This is a genomic window from Roseomonas gilardii (assembly GCF_001941945.1).
Taxonomy (GTDB): domain Bacteria; phylum Pseudomonadota; class Alphaproteobacteria; order Acetobacterales; family Acetobacteraceae; genus Roseomonas.
In genome coordinates this window covers 2070195-2093556 of sequence record NZ_CP015583.1, presented here as the reverse complement: position 1 = coordinate 2093556, position 23362 = coordinate 2070195, and the positions used below count along the sequence as shown (strand labels likewise).

Genomic DNA, 23362 nt, shown 5'->3' with positions numbered 1-23362 from the left:
CTCGGCATACGTGTCCGGACAGAAATGCCTGGGAGCTTCAGAGGCGGGGTAATAGCAAATACCCGGATTCAAAAAGTGTCCGGTCTGCCTCGGAGTCCAAGATGGCAGCAGATACGCTCGAAATTGCTCAGGGCCGCCTGTGGAAGATCCCCGGATGTCCGGCCTGCCCTAACTGGAATACCACCTGAGCCTTTGAACGCCTGCGGGAGGAGAGCTCATCAGCAAGTTGAGCGGCGAGGATGGCGCCAAGTCCCCTACGTAGCCAAGAAATGTCAGCCTTCGGTCGGTGTGTCACTGCCCAGCAGTGGGACCTCATGTAGCCTACCAACCCGCGTCACCGACCGGCCTTGATGGCGGTCATAGGTCCTCAGATAAGATCGGAGAGACGCGAGTTCCTCTTCCAGCCGACTGACCTGCGCCCTCAGGGCGGCGTTCTCCGCATTCAGGATGACGAGATCTCGAGGGAAGGCGCGCTCGAAGGCGATCGCCGCCAGCTTAGAGATCTCGCGAGCCTCAAGCTCCTGGATCTTCACCTTGAGGCGTCTGTTCTCCTGGGCCAACTCGGTCTTCCCCGGCTGGCGCTGCGCCTTCTTGGCTCGAAGTGCCACGACCCGCTCGGCCGCTCGCTGTGCGCGGAGAATACGAACCTCGAACGCCGCATGTTTCGCGTAGAACTGAGACCGTCCGCGCCCAGCCTCGCGCAGCACCCAAGCAACAGTGATCTTCTTGGGCTGCTCTCCCGCAGCAATGATCCCCATGACTTGGCGCTTCACCGCGATGAGACCACGTCTGAGATCCACCTCGAACCGGAGCCATTCAGGATTCCTCGGCGGTTCCGTGATGGCATCCGCCGCATCAGGCAGCGCGGTACCAGGGGCCGCAGCACCGTCCGTCGGCTCACTGTCAAGAATGTCGTCCAGAGACAGGACGAGGGCGTCCATGGACTTCATGCGCAGGCTTCCGGCTGAGCAGCCTGCCGTGTCTCTTGGAGCTCCCGGAGACGATGCTGGATGAGTAGGCACCTTTTCCGCGAGGCCTCCTGGAGAGGCGGTGCCGCGTCCGGGCTCTCGGCCATCTGCCGGTGCAGGACGTACTCTGCCTTCAACTGGCTCTCGTTCGCCTCAGTGCTAACATTGTTGACACATGCCAAGCACATGCCGTCCTGGCGGTTGGCATGGTCAGGCAGGCCCAAAGAGTTCTGGCCGCACAGCCCGCTGGCGGCCGAGACCGGGCTACTGACGCAGTATCCGATGCCAGTCGGCTCGAGGTGCATCTGCTCTCCGTCAAGGCGCCTGCGGACTACCTTCGAAACCTCGGCGACGGTCATGTTCTTCGCCCGGTACTCTATGCCCGCAGCCCGCCACCCCTCAGCATGCTTCCCGCTAGCCGCCGACCGGCCAAGCATGACCCCAGCCATGATTTCCGAGGTCAAATCCTTCTGGTCGTCCCGGATCATCCTGATGATCTCCAGGTCGTCCAGGTAGGCCTCGATCATGCGGTTTGAGATATGCCCCACATGCTGCTGGAGAGCGGGGAGTGTACCCTCGAAGCGCCGGACATAGAGTTGGGCAAACAGCTTCCTGAGTTGGTGGGTCGCGTATGCCCATTCAGGATGCCCCGGCATCCTGCGCTTCGCGAACTGGATCAGCCTCTCCTTGGCAACCCTGGCCTTGAACAGCGAGACCAGGGCACGGTCATGGTCATAGGAAAACAGCAACTCAGTTCGTTCTTCAGACCGATGAGGTGCCGTCAGACGAAGTGCGGTATCAACAGCAGTTCGGACCACCGGGGGAACAACCCGGGCCACGTTACTACCAAGGATTTCGTCCGACGTCTTGATGATGACCGTGTTCGTCCAGGGGCCATCGGGACGCTCGTTGATGCAGCCAACTGCCGGTAGATCTGCCGCTTCTGAGATGCGGAGGGCGCCAAAGGAAGCCAGAAGGATGTAGCAGGCGGTCATCAAGTCGCGATGGAGATCGATCGCGGCCCCAGCCCCCTTTAGCTCATAGGCCTCCATGAGCCTTCCGGCCACAGGGTGCCTTGCTCCAAACCATCGAAGGTGCGCTTGAACGAACGCTGCGACACGCTTTTGGGGTAACTCCCTTCTGGCTTGATAAAGAGCCTGCTGTGCTTCGTTGACGAGGTCATTCACGGCATCGGCGTCGATGGTTTCGACCATGGTCACAGCGGTCGAGAGAAGCGCCTGTGCCGTATCCCAAGGAATAGAGCGCGTACCTCCTGGACCACTGTCTACCAGGTCAGGGTTGTCCACGCGCGCACGCCGGATTACGCGGCGCACAACGACCTTGTCGTCCACCTCAGGGTCGAAAGTGATCCCGTCCGGAATCAAGCTCCAGCGCCGATGCAGGGTATGAAGCACCTTGAGAATGGTCAGCGCATAACGCCGACCCCACCGACCAAGCAGGCTCCGCTGACCGCCTGCATAGAGGTGCTCCTTCAGGCGGACGATGTCATCGGGGCCGAGCATATCCCATCGCCCGAAGCCTTCGCGCGCCATCCACTGGCTTGCCCTGCGCAGCACGTAGAAGGCATTCGGCAGAGAAGATGGCTTCCACGGCTTGCTTCCCAGCCCTTCGGTGCCGAGCAGCCAGATGGTCCAGAGGGCAATCGTTGTCAGGTGCCCGATCTCGGCAACTGTGCAGCGAGCCCCCTCGACCTCGAAAAAAGTCGAGAAGTCGAGCCTTGGCCGCATGGTGGTTGCCTTGTTCTGCACATGCACCACAAAGACGAGCGTCTCGTTCGGCACCGGCACAAGCCAATCCGGGTATGCCTCGCCGCTGACCCATGGCGGCAGGCGCATCGTCGCGCCCACAGTATCGGCTAATAGGTCGACGTGCTGCGGGACCGTCGCTTGCGGGGATCTCAGCATCACCAGACGGCTCCGAAATCAAGACGAAGGCGCGATGCCATCTCCTTGCCCGCGAGTGCCACGTCCGCAGGGAAGTCGGCCAATGCATCCTCGATGACCCGCAACTGTGGTGCGATCCAGCGCTCCCACCGTGCAGGAGCCTCATCGTGCCGCCTCCGCGACGAGAGAAGATGGTCGCGCCAACGGAGGATGCGTGCGTAATTCAAGGGCGTGGCAACGACCACGGCACGTTCGCAGGTCAGGCAGCCGATGAAGAAGTCACATGGGCGACCCTCACGCTGCCCCGGCATTTGGCCAGTGTACCGGTCCCGGCAGGCCGCACCGTGGCCAATGTCCTGGACATTTGGCGGTGCCTCAGCCAAGCCGACAACAAGGTTGTTCTCACGGACCGCCGTCTCCATCGCATCCACAATCCGGCGCGTCTCCTCGGAGTGGATCTGCATGCTTTCCCGGTGGCGGAGATAGTAGGCCGTCGCCCTTGGGCCTTTGTGCTGCGCTGTCGTCTGGACGGCTGCCGGATCCCGCCTGGCGCGTAGATGCTGATGGATCGCGGACACACGAATAGACTTCAAGGTGAATCGCGCTTCCGCCACGCCTGGGATGTCATCGGTTCGCGCCTCAGCGAAGCGCAATCGGAATTCCTCGACAGCACGCGTGAGCGTGGCGAGGCTCGGCTGGTAAACGTTGCCCGCCTTTTCGCCCGGGTACATCTTGTCGGGCCGTGTCAGGAGGAGGGGCGCCTCGGGGTCGTCCTCGCGGTACCCCATGGCACGACGCAATGCAGTAGCGCCGTCCTTGTAGAGCCGGATGACAGCGGGGACAGAGCGTCCCCTGACAGCACGTCCGCGGTCAGGAAGAATGCGGGATACCTCGCCTGTGGCTGAGTCATACGTGATGCTGGGATCGGCCACTTCGTCGTACTGGCGGTCCGCTGCCAAGTCTTCTCCTTCTGGGAACGCCAGACCGTGCATGGCTCCTCCAGCCCGGCGCTTATGCCAGGCCAGGACGTAGACATTCGGGTTCTCGGTTGGGCGCAGGCAACCGGCACGTAGTTCGGCAATCGAGAAGGCGTTCACGTGTGCGGCCGCAAGTAGCACCGCCAGAGCCGCCGCCTCATCCTGGCTCGGGCACAGGACCGAAGGGAAGAGCCCGGGGTAGCTGCCCGAGACGAACTTCATCCTGCGAGCATATCTGCGCTCGGCAGGTGTCAGTCCTCCGTCACGGGCCATCGCATTCGCCGTCAAGGGAATGCCGTCCAGGGCCTCCTGAGCGAACAGGTAGCAGTAGGTGAAGGAGGCCAGACCCATCGCGTCCACTGGAAAGCTGTCCCGCGCCAGTTCAGCCCTGCGGTCGCGAATCAATGCTCCGGCCCAACCAGAGTCCATCTTGTTTCCGAGGCTCTCATCCAGCCGGGGGAGCATGTCTTGGTAGGCCAGCCGCCCCGCCTCCGCGATCTCGGCGGCAAGGGCGCGTTTCCTATTCCACGTCTCGAGTTCGGCATAGGCGAAGTCGACCACAGCCTCCAGAAACTGATGGTCTGAAACCGACGTGTCGGGGTCGATGCCATCGGTCATGCGACGCGGCGGTGGCGTTGCAGCGAGGACCGCCTTGTGTGCGTAGCGACGCGGCACCTTGAATGCGGGGATCGCGCCGTCATCCATCAACCGCTTGGCGATGCCCATCGCACCTCCGTAGAGCGTAGCCTTCGACAAGGGCGCCATGCCTGAGGCCTCAAGCCTCGTGTACAAGGCATCGAACATCGGGCCGTCAATGGTTCCGCCGCGTTCTGAGAGGACGTCCCGGATCACCGAAACATGCGTCCAGACGGTCTGGCCAGTGGACTGCGGAGCAGCGGATACCCGCTCCTCGAAATGCGAGGCCAGTACCTTGCCAATAGGACCGAGGGACAACAGAGACGCGATCTTCTCCGCATGAAGCTTCGCGCGCCGGGAAGGTAGGCGATCATGTGTCGTCATCAGTTCCTCCCACCAAATGCACGGTTGACGGCCATCCCAGCGGTGATGGCATGGTCCCGCATATGCACCATGTGCGTGTACTGCTCGGTCGTCTCCCGGTAGGCATGCCGCAACTGCTTCTGGACAAAGAGAGCGCCGAGTTCGGGGTGGCCGAGGCGATTGAACTCCGACAGCACCCGCGTCGCGTAGGAGTGCCGAAGGGAGTGGAAAGAACCCACTTCTTTCGCGGCTTTGACGGCTGCCAGGAAGTATCGTCCCAGCGTCTCCGGGGTTAGCGGCCTCCCGCCCTCGGTGACGAAAACCCAGTCCGCGTCCGCTCTGGCAAACTCAGTGCGGGATCCGTCGATCCACTCCACTGTGGGCTTCATGAGGGCGCGGGGCACCAGCACTGCACCCCCTTTTGCCCCTTTGGTAGCGGCGGGAACGAGGTCGAGAACAAATCCTTCGGCGGCGGTGGCGGCAAACGCTTCCCCGAGGCTCCTGCCGCGGGCGCGCGGGGGTGCCTCGGCCTCGACTGACCGGCGAAGGTTCCGCACCGACAGGCCACAGACCTCGGCCACCCGAAGGCCTACGCCCCAACCCCAGCGGAACATCAGGTCGACGCGCCGCCTCAAAATGGGGTCGTCCATGACGATGCAGGCCCTGATCCGCTCGAACTGCTCCTCCGTGAAGACTTCCTTGCGGGCCCGGGTGCTTGGAGGCGCCTTGACGACCGGCGCGGGTCCTTCACCCTTCGGATTGACCTTGAACGGCCTGACCCGGACGAAGCCGTGGGTTTCTGCCCACGCATAGAAGTTCTCGACGGCTGCGAGACGCAGCGCGATCGTGTCGGCGTCGTTTCCGCGTGCTGCAAGCTCGCGCTTGAAGCGGACAACGTCGTCCTTGGTCGCGCGCTGCCAGCCGATATTGGGAGCAGCCACCTCCTGGCTGTTCAGGAAGAGGAGCAGGCCCGTGGCGTAAGCCTCCACTGTGTTCAGGCTGTAGCTCCGCTCCCTGACCCCCGCGAGCACCCACAAGGAGGGCACAGCATCAATAAGAGCGTCCCTGGGCTTGAAGAGGGGAAGGCCCGGAAAGGATTCGCCAGAGACGACCAGGTCAGCAGTCGAGGCAACCAAGCGGTACGGCGCGGCGTCCGCTTCTCCCTTACATGGCTCCTTCGGTGGCGCCTCCTGGCGGCCGATTCGAGTCGCCCGACCGGTGCCAGGTCGATGGCGATCTCGGCTCATGGCGTCGGCTCGACAGGGTAGCGGATGGCCTCGACGACCTTGCAGAGGTTCTCCATGTCCACCGCCTTGAGGTAGACGGTCACGCCGACCGACTGACGCTTTGGCCGCCCCTCGTCAGCATCCTCGTCAGCGCTATGCCCCATGAAGGCGTCGATCCAGGCGTCGCGGAACTGGTCCGCGGGCGCATTGGTCAGGATCGTGCGGACCGAGTGCCGGAAGCTGTGGAAGACTGTTCCGGGTCCGATGCCGAGCGCCGCCTTGTACTTGGAGAACTCCCGGGAGAAGTCGGCGCCGTAGCTCTGCTCCTTCCCCCGCGGCGGCAGGTCGTAGAACAGTCGTTGATGACCTTGAGCCGCCCGTCGCTCCACGAAGTCATGGAAGCCGAGCTTCAGCAGTACAGGGTGGACCGGAACAATTCGGGCGCCTGCCTCAGTCTTCGGGCTCCAAACACCCAACTGCTCCTGGACGACAAAGGCAAGCCTGCCGTGGAGGTCCCGGATGTCCTGGCGAATACGGAGCCGGGCAATCTCCTCGACCCGCATTCCCGAGTACATCCCGATGATGGTGATCCACCAGAAGGAGCCGCGCTCGGAGCCGGAGGCAAAGCGGGGGGAGGTGAGGAGGGTCCGGAGATCCTGCTCCGACCACATGTCCCGCCCCTTGCGGCCTTTGCGGACGCCCGGCCACGAGAAGCCGATGAACGGGTTGGCGTCCTCTGGCGCGTAGCCATGGTTAGCCAGCCACTGCCAGTAGGCGCTCAACGCGCTGAAGTGTCGCTTGACCGTCCTGAGACCGACCAGTGCGATGTCCGCCTCGCGCTCCATGTCAGGTGCCAGGGACGCGTTTCGGCCATCGACCTCCGCCTGCCGAGCCCGCGCTCGCTGGATCTCAGCCTCCAGCGAAACGGGTCCGGCTCGGACCGCCTTGCCGTAGGCGGCGGGCAGGGTCCGAAGCAGGATGCGGAAGCGGCGGGCCTCGACCTTGGTGATCACAGCAATTGGCCGGTCCCCCATCAACTCGGCCCAGAGCTCAAGAGTCTTGGTCGCCTGTTTGATGGAGTTAGGCTTCAGGGCGGGGAAGTCGTCGGTGGCAAGCACACGGCTGGCTAGGTAGGCATCGCGGTGCGCAAGGAATGCGAGGCTCGATGCCCCTGTGGTCATCAGAGCGGCGGGCGCAGATTCCTTCCGGCCTGCATCCTTAGGCTCTGCCGTTGCCTCTGAGGCCGGGAGGGCGGCGGACGTCGGGACCTTGGCCGAGCGCTCCTCCTTCAGCATCAGCATGGCAGCCAAGGCCATCCAATGCATATCCCGCCGTTCGCGCTCAGCCATCGTCCGCCGGATCTCGTGGACCCGCGCCTCTGTCTGAGCCGTCTCGGTGGCTTCCTTGAGGACCGCGATCTCGGCGCCATCCAATAGGCGTTCGAGGTGCTCAAGGATTAGGTCTTGCTCTTTGCCAGGATGGGAGAGGATGGCTCTACGCCCCTCGTCGCCGAAGAGCAGATCCACATACCTGGGCTCTAGACGCTCGAAATCCCTGGATAGCTCCGCTCGAGTAGGAGAGTTCTGGACCGCCTCATCGGTCAGCCTGCGCAACAACTCATCAATCTGCGCCCTTTCCAAGGACTTGTTCGCGCGAACCATCCCGAAGACCCTCTCCGTCGCCAACCAAGCGACGCGCGCCCGGAGACCGGCTTCGGCCCGGGAAGAGGTTTCCAACGAGCGGATGATCTCCTTGCGGCCAATCCGCTCCACGAGGGAGTCGGGTACGCGTCGCCTGAATCGATACACGGCGCCGCGTAACTGGAGGTTAATGGCCATGGGTGCCATCCGCGTCCTGCCCAGCAAAAGGGTGGACCGGCCATGTGGACCTTGTGGTCCGCATACCGGGCGGTGGCACTCGAAGACTTTGAAGGATTTGGGAGTGGCTGGGGAACCTGGATTCGAACCAAGACTGCCCGAGTCAGAGTCGGGAGTTCTACCGTTAAACTATTCCCCAGAGGCCGGGTCGGATGTCCCGGTCGCTGACGAGGCGCGAGATAGCATCGGTCCCCACGGCCTGCAACCACCCCAACGCATGAAAGCTCTTGCCCAGGCGCATGGGCTCCCGGATCATGACAGTCCCATGGCGACGATGAGCCACCTCCCGACCTGTCGCCCCGGCTCGGCCTTCGCCGCGCCGGTCCATGCGGCGATCGATCTCGGGACGAACAACTGCCGCCTCCTGTTGGCCGCGCCCGGCGGTCCGGAGGGTTTTCGCGTTCTCGACAGTTTCAGCCGAATCGTGCGCCTGGGGGAGGGGCTGGGCCGGACCGGCAGCCTGACCACCAGTGCCGTGGACCGCGCCCTGGGGGCATTGTCCGCCTGCCGGGACAAGCTGGCCCGCCGTCCGATCTATGCGGCGCGCGCCGTCGCCACCGAGGCCTGCCGCCGCGCCGCCAACGGCGCGGATTTCCTCCGGCGCGCCGAATCCGCCCTGGGCTTGCCGATCGAGGTGATCTCGCCGCGCGAGGAAGCGGTCCTCGCCATGGAATCCTGCGCACCTCTGATGGCCCAGGCCGACCGGCGGATCCTGCTCTTCGATATCGGCGGCGGCTCGACCGAGGTCGCCTGGATCCGCACGCCGCGCGAACCGGGGGAGCAACCCTCGCTCCTCGGCTATGTCTCCGTCCCGGTGGGAGTGGTGACGGTGGCCGAGCAGGCGGGCGCGCTCTGCGACAGCCGCCAGGGTTTCGCTGCCCTGGTGGAGGAGATCGCCTCCCGGCTGGAGCCCTTCAACGCCGTCCACTGCATCCGGCAGGAGATGCGCGCCGGCGGGGTCAGCCTGATGGGCACCAGCGGCACGGTGACCACCCTGGCCGGCATCGCTCTGGACCTGCCGCGCTATTCGCGCCCGCTGGTGGACGGGCAGGTGCTGGGAATCGACGCCGCGGATGCCGCCCTGAACCGCCTGCTGGCCCTGGGGCGGGAAGGCATGGCGGCTCATCCGTGCATCGGTCCGGAGCGGATGGACTTCGTCCTGCCGGGTTGCGCCATCTATGCCGCCATCCGCCGCACCTGGCCGGCTCCGCGCCTTACCGTTTGCGATCGTGGGCTGCGGGAAGGCATGCTGCTGCGGATGATGCGCCATGGCCGCCCCCCCACCGGACGGCGTGGGCGGGACTGGCCGCTGGCACGCGGGATCAGCGCCGCGACGCACTGAGCGCGGGGCACGCGCTTTCGGGCGATGCCGCCCCTGCTCCATCCGTGACGACCTGCTCTATAAGGGCGGCATGAAACCTCCCGCCGATCGCGGCCTCACCGCGCGCCTGCGCACCGCCAAGGGCCGGACGACCGCTTCCCAGCGCTGGCTGGAACGCCAGATCAACGACCCCTATGTCCGCGCCGCCAAGGCCGCCGGATGGCGCTCCCGCGCCGCCTTCAAGCTGCTGGAACTGGATGAGCGCTTCAAGCTGCTGAAGCCCGGGCAGCGCGTGGTGGACCTGGGCGCCGCGCCCGGGGGCTGGACCCAGGTCGCGCTGAAGGTGATCGGCGATCGCGGCCGGGTGGTGGGGCTGGACCTGCTGCCGATCGATCCCATCCCCGGCGCGATTCTGCTGGAAGGCGACTTCACCGAGCAGGCGGGCGAGGATGCGGTGCTGGCAGCGCTGGACGGGCAGGCGGATCTGGTGCTGTCCGACATGGCGCCCAACACCACCGGGCACAACGCGACCGACCATCTGCGGATCATGGGGCTGGTGGAGCTGGCGGCGGATTTCGCGCGACGCGTCCTGGCGCCGGGCGGCGGCTTCGTGGCGAAGGTCTTCCAGGGCGGCACGGAGAAGGAGCTGCTGGCCGCCCTCAAGCGCGACTATGCCCAGGTGCGCCATGCCAAGCCCCCGGCCAGCCGCAAGGACAGCGCCGAGGCCTATGTCGTGGCGCAGGGGTTCCGCGGCTCAAACGACTGAGATCTGGGGCCATCGTACCGCCGCGTCCAGGCCGGCGGCCCTGCGGCGGGCGCGACCCTGCCAGGATCGTGCGGGACAACCTGCACGGGCGGAGATGCTTGCCATCGACCGCCCCGGCAGCGTAGGAGGGGCCGCCAAGGTCGCGCAGCGCCATCCCCCGAGAGGCCCCCGCCCATGGCACCCGATATGCTCCCCCGAATCGACAGCCGCATCACCTTCGAGGAGGCCTTCGCCTTCGACGACGTGCTGCTGGTTCCCGGCTATTCCACCGTCCTGCCCTCCCAGACCGACACCCGCACCAGGCTGACGCGGGAGATCCGGCTGAACATCCCGCTCGTCGCCGCGGCGATGGACACGGTGACCGAGGCCCCCATGGCCATCGCCATGGCCCAGGCCGGCGGCATCGGCGTGATCCACAAGAACCTCTCCATCGAGGAGCAGGCCGCCCAGGTCCGCCGGGTGAAGAAGTTCGAGAGCGGCATGGTGGTGAACCCCGTCACCATCCATCCCGATCAGACGCTGGCCGATGTCCGCGCCCTGCAGGACCAGCACCACATCAGCGGCATCCCCGTGGTGGAGCGGGAAAGCAAGCGCCTCGTCGGCATCGTCACCAGCCGCGACGTGCGCTTCGCCACGGACCCCAACCTGCGCGTCTATGAGCTGATGACGCGCGAGAACCTCGTCACCGTGCTGAACGACGCCACGCCGGAACAGGCGCGCGCCCTGCTGCACAAGCACCGCATCGAGAAGCTGCTGGTGGTGGACGACCAGTACCGCTGCATCGGCCTGATCACTGTCAAGGACATGGACAAGGCCCAGGCCAACCCCTCCGCCGTGAAGGACGCGATGGGCCGCCTGCGCGCCGCCGCCGCGACCGGCACGGGCGAGGACGGGTTGCGCCGCGCCGAGGCCCTGGTGGCGGCCGAGGTGGACGTGATCGTGGTGGACACCGCCCATGGCCATTCCGCCGGCGTGCTGAAGGCGGTGGAGCGCGTGAAGCAGCTCTCCAACAGCGTGCAGGTGATCGCCGGCAACGTGGCGACGCCGGAGGCGGTGCTGGCGCTGATCGAGGCGGGCGCCGATGCGGTGAAGATCGGCATCGGCCCGGGCTCCATCTGCACCACCCGCATCGTGGCCGGCGTCGGCGTGCCGCAGCTCACGGCGGTGCTGGAATGCTCCGCCGCGGCGCGGGAGAAGGACGTGCCTGCCATTGCCGACGGCGGCATCCGCACCTCGGGTGACATTGCCAAGGCCATCGCCGCCGGCGCCGACTGCGTGATGATGGGCAGCCTCTTCGCCGGCACGGACGAGGCGCCGGGCGAGGTGTTCCTCTACCAGGGCCGCTCCTTCAAGTCCTATCGCGGCATGGGTTCGCTGGGCGCCATGGCGCGCGGTTCGGCCGACCGCTACTTCCAGGCCGAGGTACAGGACAGCCTGAAATTCGTGCCCGAGGGGATCGAAGGCCGCATCGGCTACAAGGGCCCGGTCGGCGCGGTGATCCACCAGCTCGTGGGCGGGCTGCGCTCGGCCATGGGCTACACCGGCAATGGCACGATGGCCGAGATGCAGCAGAACTGCCGCTTCCGTCGCATCACCAATGCCGGTCTGCGGGAAAGCCATGTCCATGATGTGGCGATCACGCGTGAGGCACCGAACTACCGAGCCGACGGCTGAAAACCCCTTCGGCCCGGCGACGAGCCGGGCCGGGACCATCCCTTTCCATGCAACCCGCCCCGGGCCGAGGCGCTGCCATCCAGGCGCCTCCCCGGGGCGTCGCTCGTTCAGGCAGAATTCTTGAGATGACCCCCGCCGCCCGTATCGCCGCCGCCGTCGCCCTGCTGGAGCAGCTGGAGGCCCAGCCTCGCCGCCCGGCGGATGCGGTGTCCAACGAGTTCTTCCGGGCGCGCCGCTATATCGGGGGCGGCGACCGCCGCGCGGTGGCGGAGCGTGCCTGGGGCGTGGTTCGGGAACGGCTGCGCCTCGACTGGCACCTGGAACGCGTCGGTGGCCAGCCGACGCCGCGCCTGCTGGTCGCGACCCATATGCTCATGGCCACGGAGGAATCCCTCCAGTCCGTGCTCGCCACCTTCAATGGCGAGCGCCATGCCGAGGCTCCCCTGGAGCCGGCCGAGCGCCGTATTCTCTCCGCCCTGCGGCCGCCGCTCCTGCGGCCGGAGATGCCCGAGGATATCCGGCTGAACATCCCCGGCTGGGCCCTGCCGGGCTTTCGCGAGCGTTTCGGCGCGGAACTGCCCGAGGCGGCGAAGGCCATGACCGGCGCCGCGCCGCTGGACCTGCGGGTGAACCTGCTGAAGGCCACGCGCGAGGCGGCGATCGCCACGCTGGCCGCGGAGGGCATCGCGGCGCAGCCCACGGCCCTGTCCCCCTGGGGCCTGCGGCTGGCGGAACGCCAGCCGATCCTGGCCACCCGTGCCTTCCGGGAAGGAATGGTGGAGATCCAGGACGAGGGTTCGCAGCTCATCGCCCTGCTGGCCGATGCGCGGCCCGGCATGCGGGTCGCTGACTACTGCGCCGGGGCGGCGGGCAAGACCCTGGCCATGGCGGCCGCCATGGGCAATCGCGGGCGGATCGTGGCCTGCGACGTGTCCGTGCCGCGACTCTCCGGCGCCACCCAGCGCCTGCGCCGGGCCGGGGTGGACAATGCCGAGACGCACCTGCTGGTGCCGGGCGACCGCTGGGCCAAGCGCCGGGCCGGCCAGTTCGACCGCGTGCTGGTGGATGCCCCCTGCACCGGCACCGGCACCTGGCGGCGCAATCCCGATGCCCGGCTGCGTACCGGCGCGGGCGACCTGGCGGAGCTCCAGGTGAAACAGGGCGAGATATTGCGCCGCGCGGCTTCCCTGGTGCGTCCCGGGGGAAAGCTGGTCTACGCTACCTGCTCGGTCCTGCCCGGGGAGGATGAGGTGCAGGTGCGGGAGTTTCTGAGCAACCATCCGGAGTTCCGGACGGTGACGCTGGCGGAGGCCTGGGCGCAGGGCTTCGCCGGGTGGGAAGGGGAGGCGGCTCCGGCCAGCCCCGGTGACAGCCTGGGTGCTGGGGAGGACTTCCTGGCCCTGGCGCCGCACCGGCAGGAAACGGACGGCTTCTTCTGCGCCGTGCTGGAGCGGCGGGAGGCCGGGACATCGTGACTGCCATCCGCCGCGCCCGGCCGCAGGATGCCTTCGCCATCGGGGCCGTGCATGTCGCCGCCTGGCGGGATTCCTATGCCGGTCTGCTGCCGGACGACTTTCTTGCCAACCTCTCGCCGCAGAGGATCGGCGCAGGCTATGGCCACGGGCTGATCTCCCGCCGGGAGGGCGAGGCGCTTTTCGTCGCCGAGACGCCGGAGCCGGGCCGGCGCGTGGTCGGCTTCGCCTCCGCCGGCCCGGCGCGGCGCGCCGGGATGGGCACCCGATGGGGGGAAGGCGAGGTCGCCACCCTCTATGTCCTCAGCGACTACCGGGACCAGGGGATCGGCCGCCGGCTGTTGCGCGCCTCGGCCGCGCATCTGGCGGCCATCGGATGCGCCTCCGCCATGCTCTGGGTGCTGTCCGACAATCATGCCCGCTTCTTCTACCGCCATCTGGGCGGGCGGCCGGTGGCCCACGAGGTCATCCAGGTCGGCGGCCGGGCGGTGCAACAGACCGCCATCGCCTGGGACCCGATCGAGACCCTGCTCGACGCCACGGCCGTTTCCTCCCGGGGCTGACCTGCCCCGCGCAGGAAGTGGTTGACGCCAGCCCTCCCGCCGTGCTTCGCGCCGCCATGGCCGACCCCATCGCGACGACTCCCGTCACCCCCGCTCCCGCCTCGGCGCAAGAGGCTGCTGGCGGACATGACCGCATCCTGATCCTCGATTTCGGCAGCCAGGTGACGCAGCTCATCGCGCGCCGCCTGCGCGAAAGCGGGGTGTACTGCGAGATCTGGCCCTTCACCGCCAGCGACGACCGCATCCGCGACTTCCAGCCGCGCGGCATTATCCTGTCCGGCGGCCCCGCCAGCGTGACCGAGGGCGAGAGCCCCCGCGCGCCGAAGGCGGTCTTCGAGCTGGGCCTGCCGGTGCTGGGCATCTGCTACGGCCAGCAGACCATGTGCGCCCAGCTCGGCGGGCTGGTGGAGAGTGGCCATCACCGCGAGTTCGGCCGCGCCTTCGTCGAGATCACCGATGCCTGTGCCCTGACCCAGGGCGTCTGGGAGAAGGGCGCGCGCGAGCAGGTCTGGATGAGCCATGGCGACCGCGTGACGCGCCTGCCGGAAGGCTTCCGCCCCGTCGCCGTCAGCGAGGGCGCGCCGCTCGCCATCATCGCCGATGACAGCCGCCACTATTACGGCGTGCAGTTCCATCCGGAGGTGGTGCACACCCCGCACGGCGCGGCGCTGCTGCGGAACTTCACGCACACGGTCTGCGGCTGCCATGGCGACTGGACCATGGGTGCCTTCCGCGCCGAGGAGATCGCCCGCATCCGCGCCCAGGTCGGCACCGGCAAGGTGATCTGCGGCCTGTCCGGCGGCGTCGATTCCTCGGTGGCGGCGGTGCTGATCCATGAGGCGATCGGCGACCAGCTCACCTGCATCTATGTCGATCACGGGCTAATGCGCGCGGGCGAGACGGAGCAGGTGCTGGCCACCTTCCGCGATCGCTTCAACATCAAGCTGGTGCACCGCGACGCCTCCGAGCTGTTCCTCGGCGCGCTGAAGGGCGTCACCGACCCGGAGGTGAAGCGCAAGACCATCGGCCGGCTGTTCATCGAGGTGTTCGAGGAGGAGCAGGCGAAGATCGGCGGTGCCGATTTCCTGGCCCAGGGCACGCTCTATCCGGATGTGATCGAGAGCGTCTCCGCCACCGGCGGCCCCTCCGTCACCATCAAGTCGCACCACAATGTCGGCGGCCTGCCCGAGAACATGCGCATGAAGCTCGTCGAGCCGCTGCGCGAACTGTTCAAGGACGAGGTCCGCGCCCTGGGCCGCGAGCTGGGCATGCCGGAGGTCATCGTCGGCCGTCACCCCTTCCCGGGGCCCGGCCTGGCCATCCGCATCCCTGGCGAGGTGACGCGGGAGAAGGTGCAGATCCTGCAGCAGGCGGACCTGGTCTTCCTGGAGGAGATCCGCAACGCCGGCCTCTACGACGCGATCTGGCAGGCCTTCGCCGTGCTGCTGCCCGTCCGCACCGTGGGCGTGATGGGCGACGGCCGCACCTACGACCAGGCCTGCGCCCTGCGTGCCGTCACCAGCACGGACGGCATGACGGCGGATGTCTATCCCTTCGAAATCGCCTTCCTGAGCCGGGTTGCCAACCGGATCGTCAACGAGGTGCGCGGGATCAACCGGGTTGCCTACGACGTGACCAGCAAGCCGCCCGGAACCATCGAATGGGAGTAAACCGGCGCTTGTTTGCCGGGCGGTAGCACGGCGACGCTCGACCCACCGGCCTCCGACGGGACGGAGGCCCCTGGGAAGGGTAAGACACGATGCGCATGACGAGCGTCGCGGCGGCCGCCCTGGCCGTCGCCATCTCCGCATTTCCGGCCGCGCAGCAGGCCTCCGCCCAGCCAGCCGCCGATACGATGGGCGCGATCAAGGAGCGCGGCTACCTGCTCTGCGGCGTCGCCGGCAACAATGTCGGCTTCAGCCTGCCCGACAGCCAGGGCGTGATGAAGGGCATCGATTCCGACACCTGCCGCGCCGTCGCCACCGCCATCCTGGGCAATGCCGACAAGGTGCGCTTCGTCAACACCACCGCCACCAACCGCTTCACCGCGCTCCAGTCGGGCGAGGTGGACATGCTGGTGCGCTCCACCACCTGGACGCTGGGGCGCGAGGCGGCGCTGGGCCTCGAATTCGCCGCGGTGAACTTCTATGACGGCACCGGCTTCGCCGTGAAGACGGCCTCCGGCGTGAAGTCGGTGAAGGAGCTGGACGGCGCCTCGGTCTGCGTGCAGCCAGGCTCGACCACCGAGCTGAACCTCACCGACTATTTCCGCTCGAACGGCATGAAGTTCACCCCGGTGGTGATCGAGAGCATCGAGGAGATCCGCAACGCCTTCATCAGCGGCCGCTGCGACGCCTTCACCACCGACGCCTCCTCGCTCGCCTCCTTCCGCTTCAGCCAAGGGGCGAATGCCGGCCAGTACACCATCCTGCCGGAAATCATCTCCAAGGAGCCGCTGGGCTCCATGGTGCGCAAGGGCGACTGGAAGTTCTTCGACATCGTGAAGTGGACGCATTTCGCGCAGCTCACCGCCGAGGAGCTGGGCATGACCTCCAGGAACGTCGAAAGCTTCGTAGACAACAACAACCCCGAGATCCAGCGCTTCATGGGCAGGAGCGGCGACCTCGGCAAGATGCTCGGCGTGCCGGCGGACTGGGCGGTGCAGGTCGTCAAGCAGGTGGGCAACTACGCCGAGGTCTGGGACCGCAACATCACCCCGATGGGCGTGCAGCGCGGCCTGAACAACCTTTGGAACAAGGGCGGCCTCCAGTACCCGCCGCCGATGCGCTGAGCCATGGTGGCCGGGGTGCGGGTCCGTCCCGCGTCCCGGCGCCGCCCTCGCCTGTGGATAGTGTGAATAACGGGGGCAAGAGCCGCGCCCCGAATCGGACACGACCTGTCGGCACAATCCGCCCGCCGGCATTTCCCCAGGAGTTTCAGCGAGTCGCGGGGACCGCACGGGAATTTGGTTTCCCCTACAAGGCCTAGGCGTCTTCGATTGGCCGGACACCAGATGTGGTGTTAAGAAGCCTGTCCGCCCGGGGGGACGACCCTCGGCAGACTCCAGAACACCATATCGCATCACCGGACCCGCCTAAGGAGAGGACCGCCATGTTCGACGCCGTTCAGCTTGAGGGGCATGGCCAGGTCACCATCGACCGGAGCCGCGACGCGCTGCTCACCGATTTCGGCAAGGCGACGCTCGACGACCGCTACCTGCTGCCCGGCGAATCCTACCAGGACCTCTTCGCCCGTGTCGCCTCGGCCTATGGCGATGACGCCGCGCATGCGCAGCGGATCTACGACTACATCTCGAAGCTCTGGTTCATGCCGGCGACGCCGGTGCTGTCCAATGGCGGCACGACGCGCGGCCTGCCCATCTCCTGCTTCCTGAACGAGGCGGATGACAGCCTCGACGGCATCCTGGGCCTGTGGAACGAGAATGTCTGGCTCGCCTCCAAGGGCGGCGGCATCGGCTCCTACTGGGGCAACCTGCGCTCGATCGGCGAGAAGGTCGGCCAGAACGGCAAGACCTCCGGCATCGTGCCCTTCATCCGCGTGATGGACAGCCTGACCCTGGCGATCTCCCAGGGCTCGCTGCGCCGCGGCTCGGCCGCCGTGTATCTGCCGGTCTCGCATCCCGAGATCGAGGAGTTCATCGACATCCGCCGTCCCACCGGCGGCGACCCGAACCGCAAGGCGCTGAACCTCCACCACGGCATCCTGATCCCCGACGCCTTCATGCGTGCGGTGGAGGCCGACGAGGAATGGGCGCTGACCAGCCCCAAGGACGGTGCGGTCATCCGCAAGATCTCGGCGCGCGGCCTCTGGATCCGCATCCTGCTGGCGCGGATCGAGCAGGGCGAGCCCTACATCATCTACAGCGACGCGGTGAACAACGCGCGCCCGGAATACCACAAGCTGGCCGGGCTGGAGGTGAAGACCTCCAACCTCTGCTCCGAGATCACCCTGCCCACGGGGCGTGACCAGCACGGGCAGCAGCGCACGGCGGTGTGCTGCCTGAGCTCGCTGAACTTCGAGTCCTGGTTCGAGTGGAAGGACCATCCGACCTTCATCGAGGACGTGATGCGCTTCCTCGACAACGTGCTGCAGAGCTTCATCGACACCGCGCCCGACAGCATGGCCCGCGCACGCTACAGCGCCATGCGGGAGCGTTCGGTGGGCCTCGGCGTCATGGGCTTCCACTCCTTTCTCCAGGCGCAGAACGTGCCCTTCGAGAGCGTGGTGGCGAAGGTCTGGAACAAGCGGATGTTCAAGCATATCCGTGCGCAGGCCGATGCCGCCAGCGTCAGGCTCGCCAATGAGCGCGGCCCTTGCCCGGACGCGGCGGAATACGGGTTCAACGAGCGCTTCTCGAACAAGATGGCGATCGCGCCCACCGCCTCGATCAGCGTCATCTGCGGCGGCGCCTCGGCTGGCATCGAGCCGATCGCGGCCAATGTGTACAACCACAAGACGCTCTCCGGCTCCTTCATCGTGCGCAACCCGCATCTGAAGAAGGTGCTGGCGAAGCACGGCCGCGACGACGATGACACCTGGACGAGCATCACCGTCAGCAAGGGTTCGGTGCAGCACCTGGACTTCCTGGACGAGCAGGAGAAGGCGGTGTTCAAGACCGCCTTCGAGCTGGACCAGCGCTGGGTGGTCGAGCACGCCGCCGACCGCACGCCCTTCATCTGCCAGGCGCAGTCGGTGAACCTCTTCCTGCCGGCCAACGTGCACAAGCGCGACCTGCACCAGATCCACTTCCAGGCCTGGAAGAAGGGGATGAAGTCGCTCTACTACTGCCGCTCGCTCTCCATCCAGCGCGCCGATACGATCAGCGAGAAGGTGGCCCCGCAGCCTTCGCCGGGGGCGGCCGCCGTGGCGAACGACCCGCAGATCCCGCTGCCGCTGGTGGCGGCGCGGCTGGCGGGCGGCAACACCGACTACGAGGAATGCCTGGCCTGCCAATAGGCACGGCCAGGTCCGGCGCGGCGGGAATGCCTGGCCGCCCGGGATATCGGCGGGCGTGAGGGCGCCGGGGCGGGTCCCCGGCATGGAGGAGGTGCGCCGCCCCTTTCCTCGCGCCGCCAACGAGACAGACCGAAACGCAGCGAGACGCCCCATGCCCGACGGCCACAACCCCACCGACGAGATGCCGACGCATTTCGACCTGCTGACCGCCAACCCGGTCTACAAGCCCTTCCGCTATCCCTGGGCCTATGACGCCTGGCTGACGCAGCAGCGCGTCCACTGGCTGCCGGAAGAGGTTCCGATGGCCGATGACGTGAAGGACTGGCAGAAGAACCTGACCGAGGTGGAGCGCAACCTCGTGACGCAGATCTTCCGCTTCTTCACGCAGTCGGACGTGGAGGTGAACAACTGCTACATGAAGCACTACGCCCAGGTGTTCAAGCCGACGGAAGTGCTCATGATGCTGTCGGCCTTCTCGAACATCGAGACGGTGCATATCGCGGCCTACAGCCATCTCCTCGACACGATCGGCATGCCGGAGACCGAGTACCAGGCCTTCCTCAAATACAAGGAGATGAAGGACAAGTACGACTACATGCAGAGCTTCTCGGTCGATTCGAAGACCGAGATCGCCAAGACGCTCGCTGCCTTCGGCGCCTTCACCGAGGGGCTCCAGCTCTTCGCCTCCTTCGCGATCCTGCTGAACTTCCCCCGCTTCAACAAGATGAAGGGGATGGGCCAGATCGTCACCTGGTCGGTGCGCGACGAGACGCTGCACTGCCTTTCCGTGATCAAGCTCTTCCACACCTTCGTGCAGGAGAATCCGGAGATCTGGACGGCGGAGCTCCGCCGCGACATCACCGAGGTCTGCGAGACGATCGTCGAGCACGAGGACGCCTTCATCGACCTCGCCTTCGAACTGGGCGACGTGCAGGGGCTGACCGCGCCGGAGGTGAAGCAGTACATCCGCTTCATCGCCGACCGCCGCCTGCAGCAACTCGGCCTGGAGCCGGTCTACCGGATCGAGCGCAACCCGCTGCCCTGGCTCGACGAGATGCTGAACGCCATCGAGCACACGAATTTCTTCGAGAACCGCGCCACGGAGTATTCCAAGGCTTCTACAACCGGAAGTTGGGAAGAAGCCTTCGAGGATAGCGTCTTCAATACGTCCACCGGGGAGGCCAAGATGCCTCCTTCCCGGAACGGCCCCGTCGCTGAGTGAAATCGGCTGAAATTGATGGGACATCGCCCGGGATTGAGGGCGATGTCTCAAAATTAGAGTTTCCTTGACAGGAAATGGCGGTACAGTGGCGGGGTTTCATGGCACGCTTGCAACGGATAGATTGTGCTGCGTGTATTCGTCGAAATGGCGTCAATCTGTCCGATCATAGCGTGGGGTGCCGGCCTCGACATGGCTGAGAACGATAGCAGCGAGACGACGAAGCCGGGGACACGCCCCGGCTCGGCCCCGAGGCAGACGCGCCGCCTCTCGGACAAGATCCTGATCGCCTTTCACCATGCCTGCGATCAGGAGGATTTCGAGGTCGCGGAGGATCTCCTGCGGCTTCTCGAGGTCATGCTGACCCGCAAGCCGGTGCATCCGGACGTCAACCGGCGCAAGAACATGGAAAGCCTCGTGGCGGCGCATGAGCGGCTCTGGCTGCTGCGCCATCCGGAAGCGCAGGGCTGACACGAGCGGCCGCGCCGCTCAGCCGGGCAGGGCGGCCCCGTGCCGCAGCACGGCCTCCGCCCCGGCGGACCAGCCCGGGCCCTCATGCAGCACCAGCCCGGGCAGAACCCGGTCCGGCCCCCGCCGCGCCAACCAGCCCTGCAACATGACCCGCTTCGCCTCCCGTCCGGCCCTCGGCCAGAGCGGGAAGAGCGAGACAGCCCCGAAACCGGCCTCGCGCAAGGCCGCCCAACCCTCGCCGTGCCGGTGCGCCGGCAGGATCAGTGTCGCGGACCCGCCCGGACGGACACCCCTGGCCAGGACCTTTGCCCAGAGAAGCAGCGGCGCCGGCTCCGCCTCATGCATCGCCGCCGCCCGGCGCGGGTCGGGCGAGGCGGTGCCGCCCGTCCAGTAGGGCGGATTGGCGAGGCCATGTGCCGCGAAGCCCTGGCCAGGCAAGGCGTCCGGCCGGGCGATATCCACCGTCCGGATCTGGGCGCGGCCTGCCCAGCCGTTCCGGTGCAGGTTCTCCGTCGCCAGGGCCGCGAGGCCGGGGTCGCGCTCGATCCCGATGCCTTCGAGGCCCGGAACGCGGGCCAGCAGGCAGAGCAGCGCGGCGCCGCTGCCGCAGCCGAGTTCCAGCACCTTCTCCCCGGGCCGGGCCGGAACATGTGCCGCCAGCATCACGGCATCCAGCCCCGCCCGCAGCCCGTCGGATGGCTGGTGAAGCAGGACGCGGCCGTCGAGCAGCCGATCCTCGGTGAGGGTGGGGTCTGCCGTCACGCGCCCGCTTCCCCCGCCTCCCGCAGCACCGCCTCGGCGGCGCGGGCATCCTCCTGCCGGACCGCCAGCCGGCGGGGGAAGGCACCGATCCCGCCCTCCACGGCGCTGACATGGGCGTCGAGGACGGTGGACGGGATGCCCGCGTCCCGCAGCAGGGCCTGCAGGAAGCTCAGGCGGACCGGGTCGAGACCCGTGGCCAGGATGTGCATGCGTGCTCCGGCAGGGTTGTGGGCGTGCGCGCCTTGGCGTGGCTGCCCGTCATGGCTATGTTGCCGGCCGGTCTTCTAAGGTCATTTCCTGCTTGAGCGTAGCCGTCACGCCGACGCCCGACGACGAGAATCCCGAGGCTGCGCTCGTGGTTCTGACCGAACTGGTCCGCGACGACCTGGAGCTGTGCAACCGGCTCATCGTCGAGCACATGGACAGCCCGGTCTCCCTGATCCCGCAGCTCGCCGCGCATATCGTCGCGGCCGGGGGCAAGCGCCTGCGGCCGCTGCTCACCCTGGCGGCTGCGCGGATGTGCGGCTACCGGGGGGAGCGCCATGCCGCGCTGGCCGCCTGCGTGGAGTTCCTGCACACCGCCACGCTGCTGCATGACGACGTGGTGGACGAAAGCTCCCTGCGCCGGGGCCAGGCCAGCGCCAATGCGCTGTTCGGCAACAAACCCTCGGTGCTGGTGGGGGACTTCCTGTTCGCCCGCGCCTTCCAGCTCATGGTGCGCGACGGCTCGCTGCGCGTGCTCGCGATCCTGAGCCAGGCCGCCGCCACGATCGTGGAGGGCGAGGTGCTGCAACTCGTCATCCAGAACGACACGGCCACGACCGAGGAGCAGTACCTGCAGGTCATCGCCGGCAAGACCGCCGCGCTCTTCGCCGCCGCCACCGAGATCGGCGCCGTGGTGGCCGACCGGCCGGAGGCCGAGGCGCAGGCGCTGCATGCCTATGGCCGCGACCTCGGCATGGCCTTCCAGCTCGTGGACGATGCGCTGGACTATTCGGCGCGGCAGGCCGAACTGGGCAAGACGGTCGGCGACGACTTCCGCGAGGGCAAGATCACCCTTCCGGTCCTGCTGGCCTTCCAGCGGGGCGACGAGGAGGAGCGGGTCTTCTGGCGCCGGGTGCTGGAAGAGCGGGAGCAGGGCGAGGACGACCTGGAACATGCCCTGAACCTGATGCGCCGGCACGACACCCTGGGCGCCACGCTGGCGCTGGCCGAGGACTATGGCCGCTCGGCGCAGCGGGCGCTGGACCTCTTCCCGCAGGGGCCGGAGCGCCAGGCCCTGTCCGACATCATCCGCTTCTGCATCGCCCGCGCCCGCTGAGGCGCGAGGCAAGGGCAGGAAGGGGGAGGGCGGTGTCCTCCCCGGCCGCCGGTTTCAGCCGCGCCCGACGAAGGGCATGGCGGTGGCCATAATGGTCATGTTCTGCACATTCGCATCGAGCGGCAGCGCGGCCATATGGGCCACGGCGCGGCCGACATTTGCCACGTCCATCCGCGGCTCAACCATCATCCGCCCATCCGCCTGCGGCACGCCCCGGGTCATGCGCTCGGTCATCTCGGTCGCGGCATTGCCCACGTCGATCTGGCCGCAGGCGATGTCGTGCTTGCGCCCGTCCAGGCTGATCGACTTGGTCAGGCCGCTGATGGCGTGCTTGGTGGCGGTATAGGGCGCGCTGCCCGGCCGGGGGGCATAGGCGCTGATCGAGCCGTTGTTGATGATGCGGCCGCCTTTCGGGTCCTGCGCCTTCATCATCGCATAGGCGGCGCGGGCGCAGAGGAAGGCGCCGTTCAGGTTGGCCGCCACCACGCCGAACCAGTCGGCATCGCTGATCTCGTCGAAATCCACGGCGGGGCTGCCGCGCCCGGCATTGTTGAACAGCAGGTCCAGGCGCCCCCAGCGCTGCTTCACCGTGGCGAAGAGCGACTCCACCGAGGCCGCGTCGGTGATGTCGGTCGGCACCGGCAGGCAGCGGCCGCCATGCTCGCCCGCCTGCGCCACCGTTTCCTCCAGCGCATCGCGCCGCCGCCCGGCCAGGGCCACCGACCAGCCATCGGCCAGCAGCGCCAGCGTGGCGGCGCGTCCGATCCCCGAGCCGGCGCCCGTCACCACCGCGATCCGCGATTCCGTCATCTCGTCCCACTCCCTGGAATGCGGGCGCAGCCTGCGTCGCCTGCGGCCATGCGGC

The 23362-nt window shown here is 67.2% G+C and carries 19 protein-coding genes and 1 tRNA gene; 11 read left to right on the top strand and 9 right to left on the bottom strand.

Annotated features, from left to right (window positions below; genetic code table 11):
- Positions 1–272 precede the first annotated feature (272 nt).
- The 6 genes from RGI145_RS09490 to RGI145_RS09465 form a co-directional block, all read right to left on the bottom strand.
- Entirely contained in the window at positions 273–950 is a 678-nt protein-coding gene (locus RGI145_RS09490; protein ID WP_019460613.1) for a hypothetical protein, read from the bottom strand.
- Positions 947–2893, bottom strand: coding sequence for a site-specific integrase (locus RGI145_RS09485; protein ID WP_019460614.1), 1947 nt, complete (start codon positions 2891–2893; stop codon positions 947–949). The genes RGI145_RS09490 and RGI145_RS09485 overlap by 4 nt, the downstream gene beginning before the upstream one ends.
- A complete protein-coding gene (locus tag RGI145_RS09480) occupies positions 2893–4869 on the bottom strand; it encodes a hypothetical protein (RefSeq protein ID WP_075798170.1) in 1977 nt (658 codons plus the stop codon). Before RGI145_RS09480 ends, RGI145_RS09485 begins: the two co-directional genes overlap by 1 nt.
- Complete coding sequence (locus RGI145_RS09475; protein ID WP_237183283.1) at positions 4869–5879, bottom strand: tyrosine-type recombinase/integrase; 1011 nt, start codon at positions 5877–5879, stop codon at positions 4869–4871. Before RGI145_RS09475 ends, RGI145_RS09480 begins: the two co-directional genes overlap by 1 nt.
- Before the next feature lie 212 nt (positions 5880–6091).
- Positions 6092–7912, bottom strand: coding sequence for a DUF6538 domain-containing protein (locus tag RGI145_RS09470; RefSeq protein WP_075798168.1), 1821 nt, complete (start codon positions 7910–7912; stop codon positions 6092–6094).
- A 104-nt stretch (positions 7913–8016) separates the two neighbouring features.
- Positions 8017–8090, bottom strand: a tRNA-Gln gene (locus RGI145_RS09465).
- 126 nt (positions 8091–8216) lie between these two features.
- On the opposite strand from RGI145_RS09465, the gene RGI145_RS09460 reads away from it, so the two are divergent.
- From RGI145_RS09460 to RGI145_RS09415, 10 genes are all read left to right on the top strand, one after another.
- Complete coding sequence (locus tag RGI145_RS09460) at positions 8217–9293, top strand: Ppx/GppA phosphatase family protein (RefSeq protein WP_075798167.1); 1077 nt, start codon at positions 8217–8219, stop codon at positions 9291–9293.
- A 70-nt stretch (positions 9294–9363) separates the two neighbouring features.
- Positions 9364–10038 (top strand): RlmE family RNA methyltransferase, encoded by a 675-nt coding sequence (locus RGI145_RS09455; protein ID WP_075798166.1) that lies wholly within the window; start codon positions 9364–9366, stop codon positions 10036–10038.
- A gap of 174 nt (positions 10039–10212) precedes the next feature.
- Positions 10213–11712 carry an IMP dehydrogenase gene (gene guaB, locus RGI145_RS09450; RefSeq protein ID WP_027282208.1) on the top strand — a complete coding sequence of 500 codons (1500 nt, stop codon included), beginning with the start codon at positions 10213–10215 and terminating at the stop codon, positions 11710–11712.
- A 125-nt stretch (positions 11713–11837) separates the two neighbouring features.
- Positions 11838–13187 carry an RsmB/NOP family class I SAM-dependent RNA methyltransferase gene (locus tag RGI145_RS09445; protein WP_075798165.1) on the top strand — a complete coding sequence of 450 codons (1350 nt, stop codon included), beginning with the start codon at positions 11838–11840 and terminating at the stop codon, positions 13185–13187.
- Positions 13184–13747, top strand: coding sequence for a GNAT family N-acetyltransferase (locus RGI145_RS09440; RefSeq protein ID WP_075798164.1), 564 nt, complete (start codon positions 13184–13186; stop codon positions 13745–13747). Before RGI145_RS09445 ends, RGI145_RS09440 begins: the two co-directional genes overlap by 4 nt.
- Before the next feature lie 56 nt (positions 13748–13803).
- Positions 13804–15417, top strand: coding sequence for a glutamine-hydrolyzing GMP synthase (gene guaA, locus RGI145_RS09435; RefSeq protein WP_075799964.1), 1614 nt, complete (start codon positions 13804–13806; stop codon positions 15415–15417).
- An 89-nt stretch (positions 15418–15506) separates the two neighbouring features.
- On the top strand, positions 15507–16538 hold the full coding sequence (locus RGI145_RS09430; protein ID WP_075798163.1) for an amino acid ABC transporter substrate-binding protein: 1032 nt from the start codon (positions 15507–15509) through the stop codon (positions 16536–16538).
- 320 nt (positions 16539–16858) lie between these two features.
- The gene (locus RGI145_RS09425) at positions 16859–18724 is read left to right on the top strand and encodes a ribonucleoside-diphosphate reductase subunit alpha (RefSeq protein WP_156878485.1); all 1866 of its coding nucleotides are present in this window, start codon (positions 16859–16861) and stop codon (positions 18722–18724) included.
- Between the two features lie 151 nt (positions 18725–18875).
- Positions 18876–19946 (top strand): ribonucleotide-diphosphate reductase subunit beta, encoded by a 1071-nt coding sequence (locus RGI145_RS09420; RefSeq protein ID WP_075798162.1) that lies wholly within the window; start codon positions 18876–18878, stop codon positions 19944–19946.
- Positions 19947–20135: 189 nt separating this feature from the next.
- A complete protein-coding gene (locus RGI145_RS09415) occupies positions 20136–20414 on the top strand; it encodes a hypothetical protein (protein ID WP_027281462.1) in 279 nt (92 codons plus the stop codon).
- A gap of 18 nt (positions 20415–20432) precedes the next feature.
- On the opposite strand, the gene RGI145_RS09410 is transcribed toward RGI145_RS09415, so the two are convergent.
- Positions 20433–21176: a tRNA1(Val) (adenine(37)-N6)-methyltransferase gene (locus RGI145_RS09410; protein ID WP_075798161.1), complete on the bottom strand. Its 744-nt coding sequence runs from the start codon at positions 21174–21176 to the stop codon at positions 20433–20435.
- The gene (locus RGI145_RS09405) at positions 21173–21385 is read right to left on the bottom strand and encodes a putative signal transducing protein (protein WP_075798160.1); all 213 of its coding nucleotides are present in this window, start codon (positions 21383–21385) and stop codon (positions 21173–21175) included. Before RGI145_RS09405 ends, RGI145_RS09410 begins: the two co-directional genes overlap by 4 nt.
- Before the next feature lie 92 nt (positions 21386–21477).
- Between RGI145_RS09405 and RGI145_RS09400 the strand changes: the two genes are divergently transcribed.
- Positions 21478–22497, top strand: coding sequence for a polyprenyl synthetase family protein (locus RGI145_RS09400; protein WP_075798159.1), 1020 nt, complete (start codon positions 21478–21480; stop codon positions 22495–22497).
- A 54-nt stretch (positions 22498–22551) separates the two neighbouring features.
- On the opposite strand, the gene RGI145_RS09395 is transcribed toward RGI145_RS09400, so the two are convergent.
- The gene (locus RGI145_RS09395; protein WP_075798158.1) at positions 22552–23307 is read right to left on the bottom strand and encodes an SDR family oxidoreductase; all 756 of its coding nucleotides are present in this window, start codon (positions 23305–23307) and stop codon (positions 22552–22554) included.
- Positions 23308–23362: the final 55 nt, after the last annotated feature.

What these genes read in the sequence shown, in the direction of transcription:
- RGI145_RS09425 (WP_156878485.1), top strand. Translation starts at nt 16,859, where the DNA reads ATGTTCGACGCCGTTCAGCTTGAGGGGCATGGCCAGGTCACCATCGAC.
- RGI145_RS09445 (WP_075798165.1), top strand. Translation starts at nt 11,838, where the DNA reads ATGACCCCCGCCGCCCGTATCGCCGCCGCCGTCGCCCTGCTGGAGCAG.
- guaB (WP_027282208.1), top strand. Translation starts at nt 10,213, where the DNA reads ATGGCACCCGATATGCTCCCCCGAATCGACAGCCGCATCACCTTCGAG.
- RGI145_RS09460 (WP_075798167.1), top strand. Translation starts at nt 8,217, where the DNA reads ATGGCGACGATGAGCCACCTCCCGACCTGTCGCCCCGGCTCGGCCTTC.
- RGI145_RS09490 (WP_019460613.1), bottom strand. Translation starts at nt 950, where the DNA reads ATGAAGTCCATGGACGCCCTCGTCCTGTCTCTGGACGACATTCTTGAC.
- RGI145_RS09480 (WP_075798170.1), bottom strand. Translation starts at nt 4,869, where the DNA reads ATGACGACACATGATCGCCTACCTTCCCGGCGCGCGAAGCTTCATGCG.
- RGI145_RS09405 (WP_075798160.1), bottom strand. Translation starts at nt 21,385, where the DNA reads ATGCACATCCTGGCCACGGGTCTCGACCCGGTCCGCCTGAGCTTCCTG.
- RGI145_RS09430 (WP_075798163.1), top strand. Translation starts at nt 15,507, where the DNA reads ATGCGCATGACGAGCGTCGCGGCGGCCGCCCTGGCCGTCGCCATCTCC.
- RGI145_RS09470 (WP_075798168.1), bottom strand. Translation starts at nt 7,912, where the DNA reads ATGGCCATTAACCTCCAGTTACGCGGCGCCGTGTATCGATTCAGGCGA.
- guaA (WP_075799964.1), top strand. Translation starts at nt 13,804, where the DNA reads ATGGCCGACCCCATCGCGACGACTCCCGTCACCCCCGCTCCCGCCTCG.
- RGI145_RS09455 (WP_075798166.1), top strand. Translation starts at nt 9,364, where the DNA reads ATGAAACCTCCCGCCGATCGCGGCCTCACCGCGCGCCTGCGCACCGCC.
- RGI145_RS09485 (WP_019460614.1), bottom strand. Translation starts at nt 2,893, where the DNA reads ATGCTGAGATCCCCGCAAGCGACGGTCCCGCAGCACGTCGACCTATTA.
- RGI145_RS09395 (WP_075798158.1), bottom strand. Translation starts at nt 23,307, where the DNA reads ATGACGGAATCGCGGATCGCGGTGGTGACGGGCGCCGGCTCGGGGATC.
- RGI145_RS09415 (WP_027281462.1), top strand. Translation starts at nt 20,136, where the DNA reads ATGGCTGAGAACGATAGCAGCGAGACGACGAAGCCGGGGACACGCCCC.
- RGI145_RS09420 (WP_075798162.1), top strand. Translation starts at nt 18,876, where the DNA reads ATGCCCGACGGCCACAACCCCACCGACGAGATGCCGACGCATTTCGAC.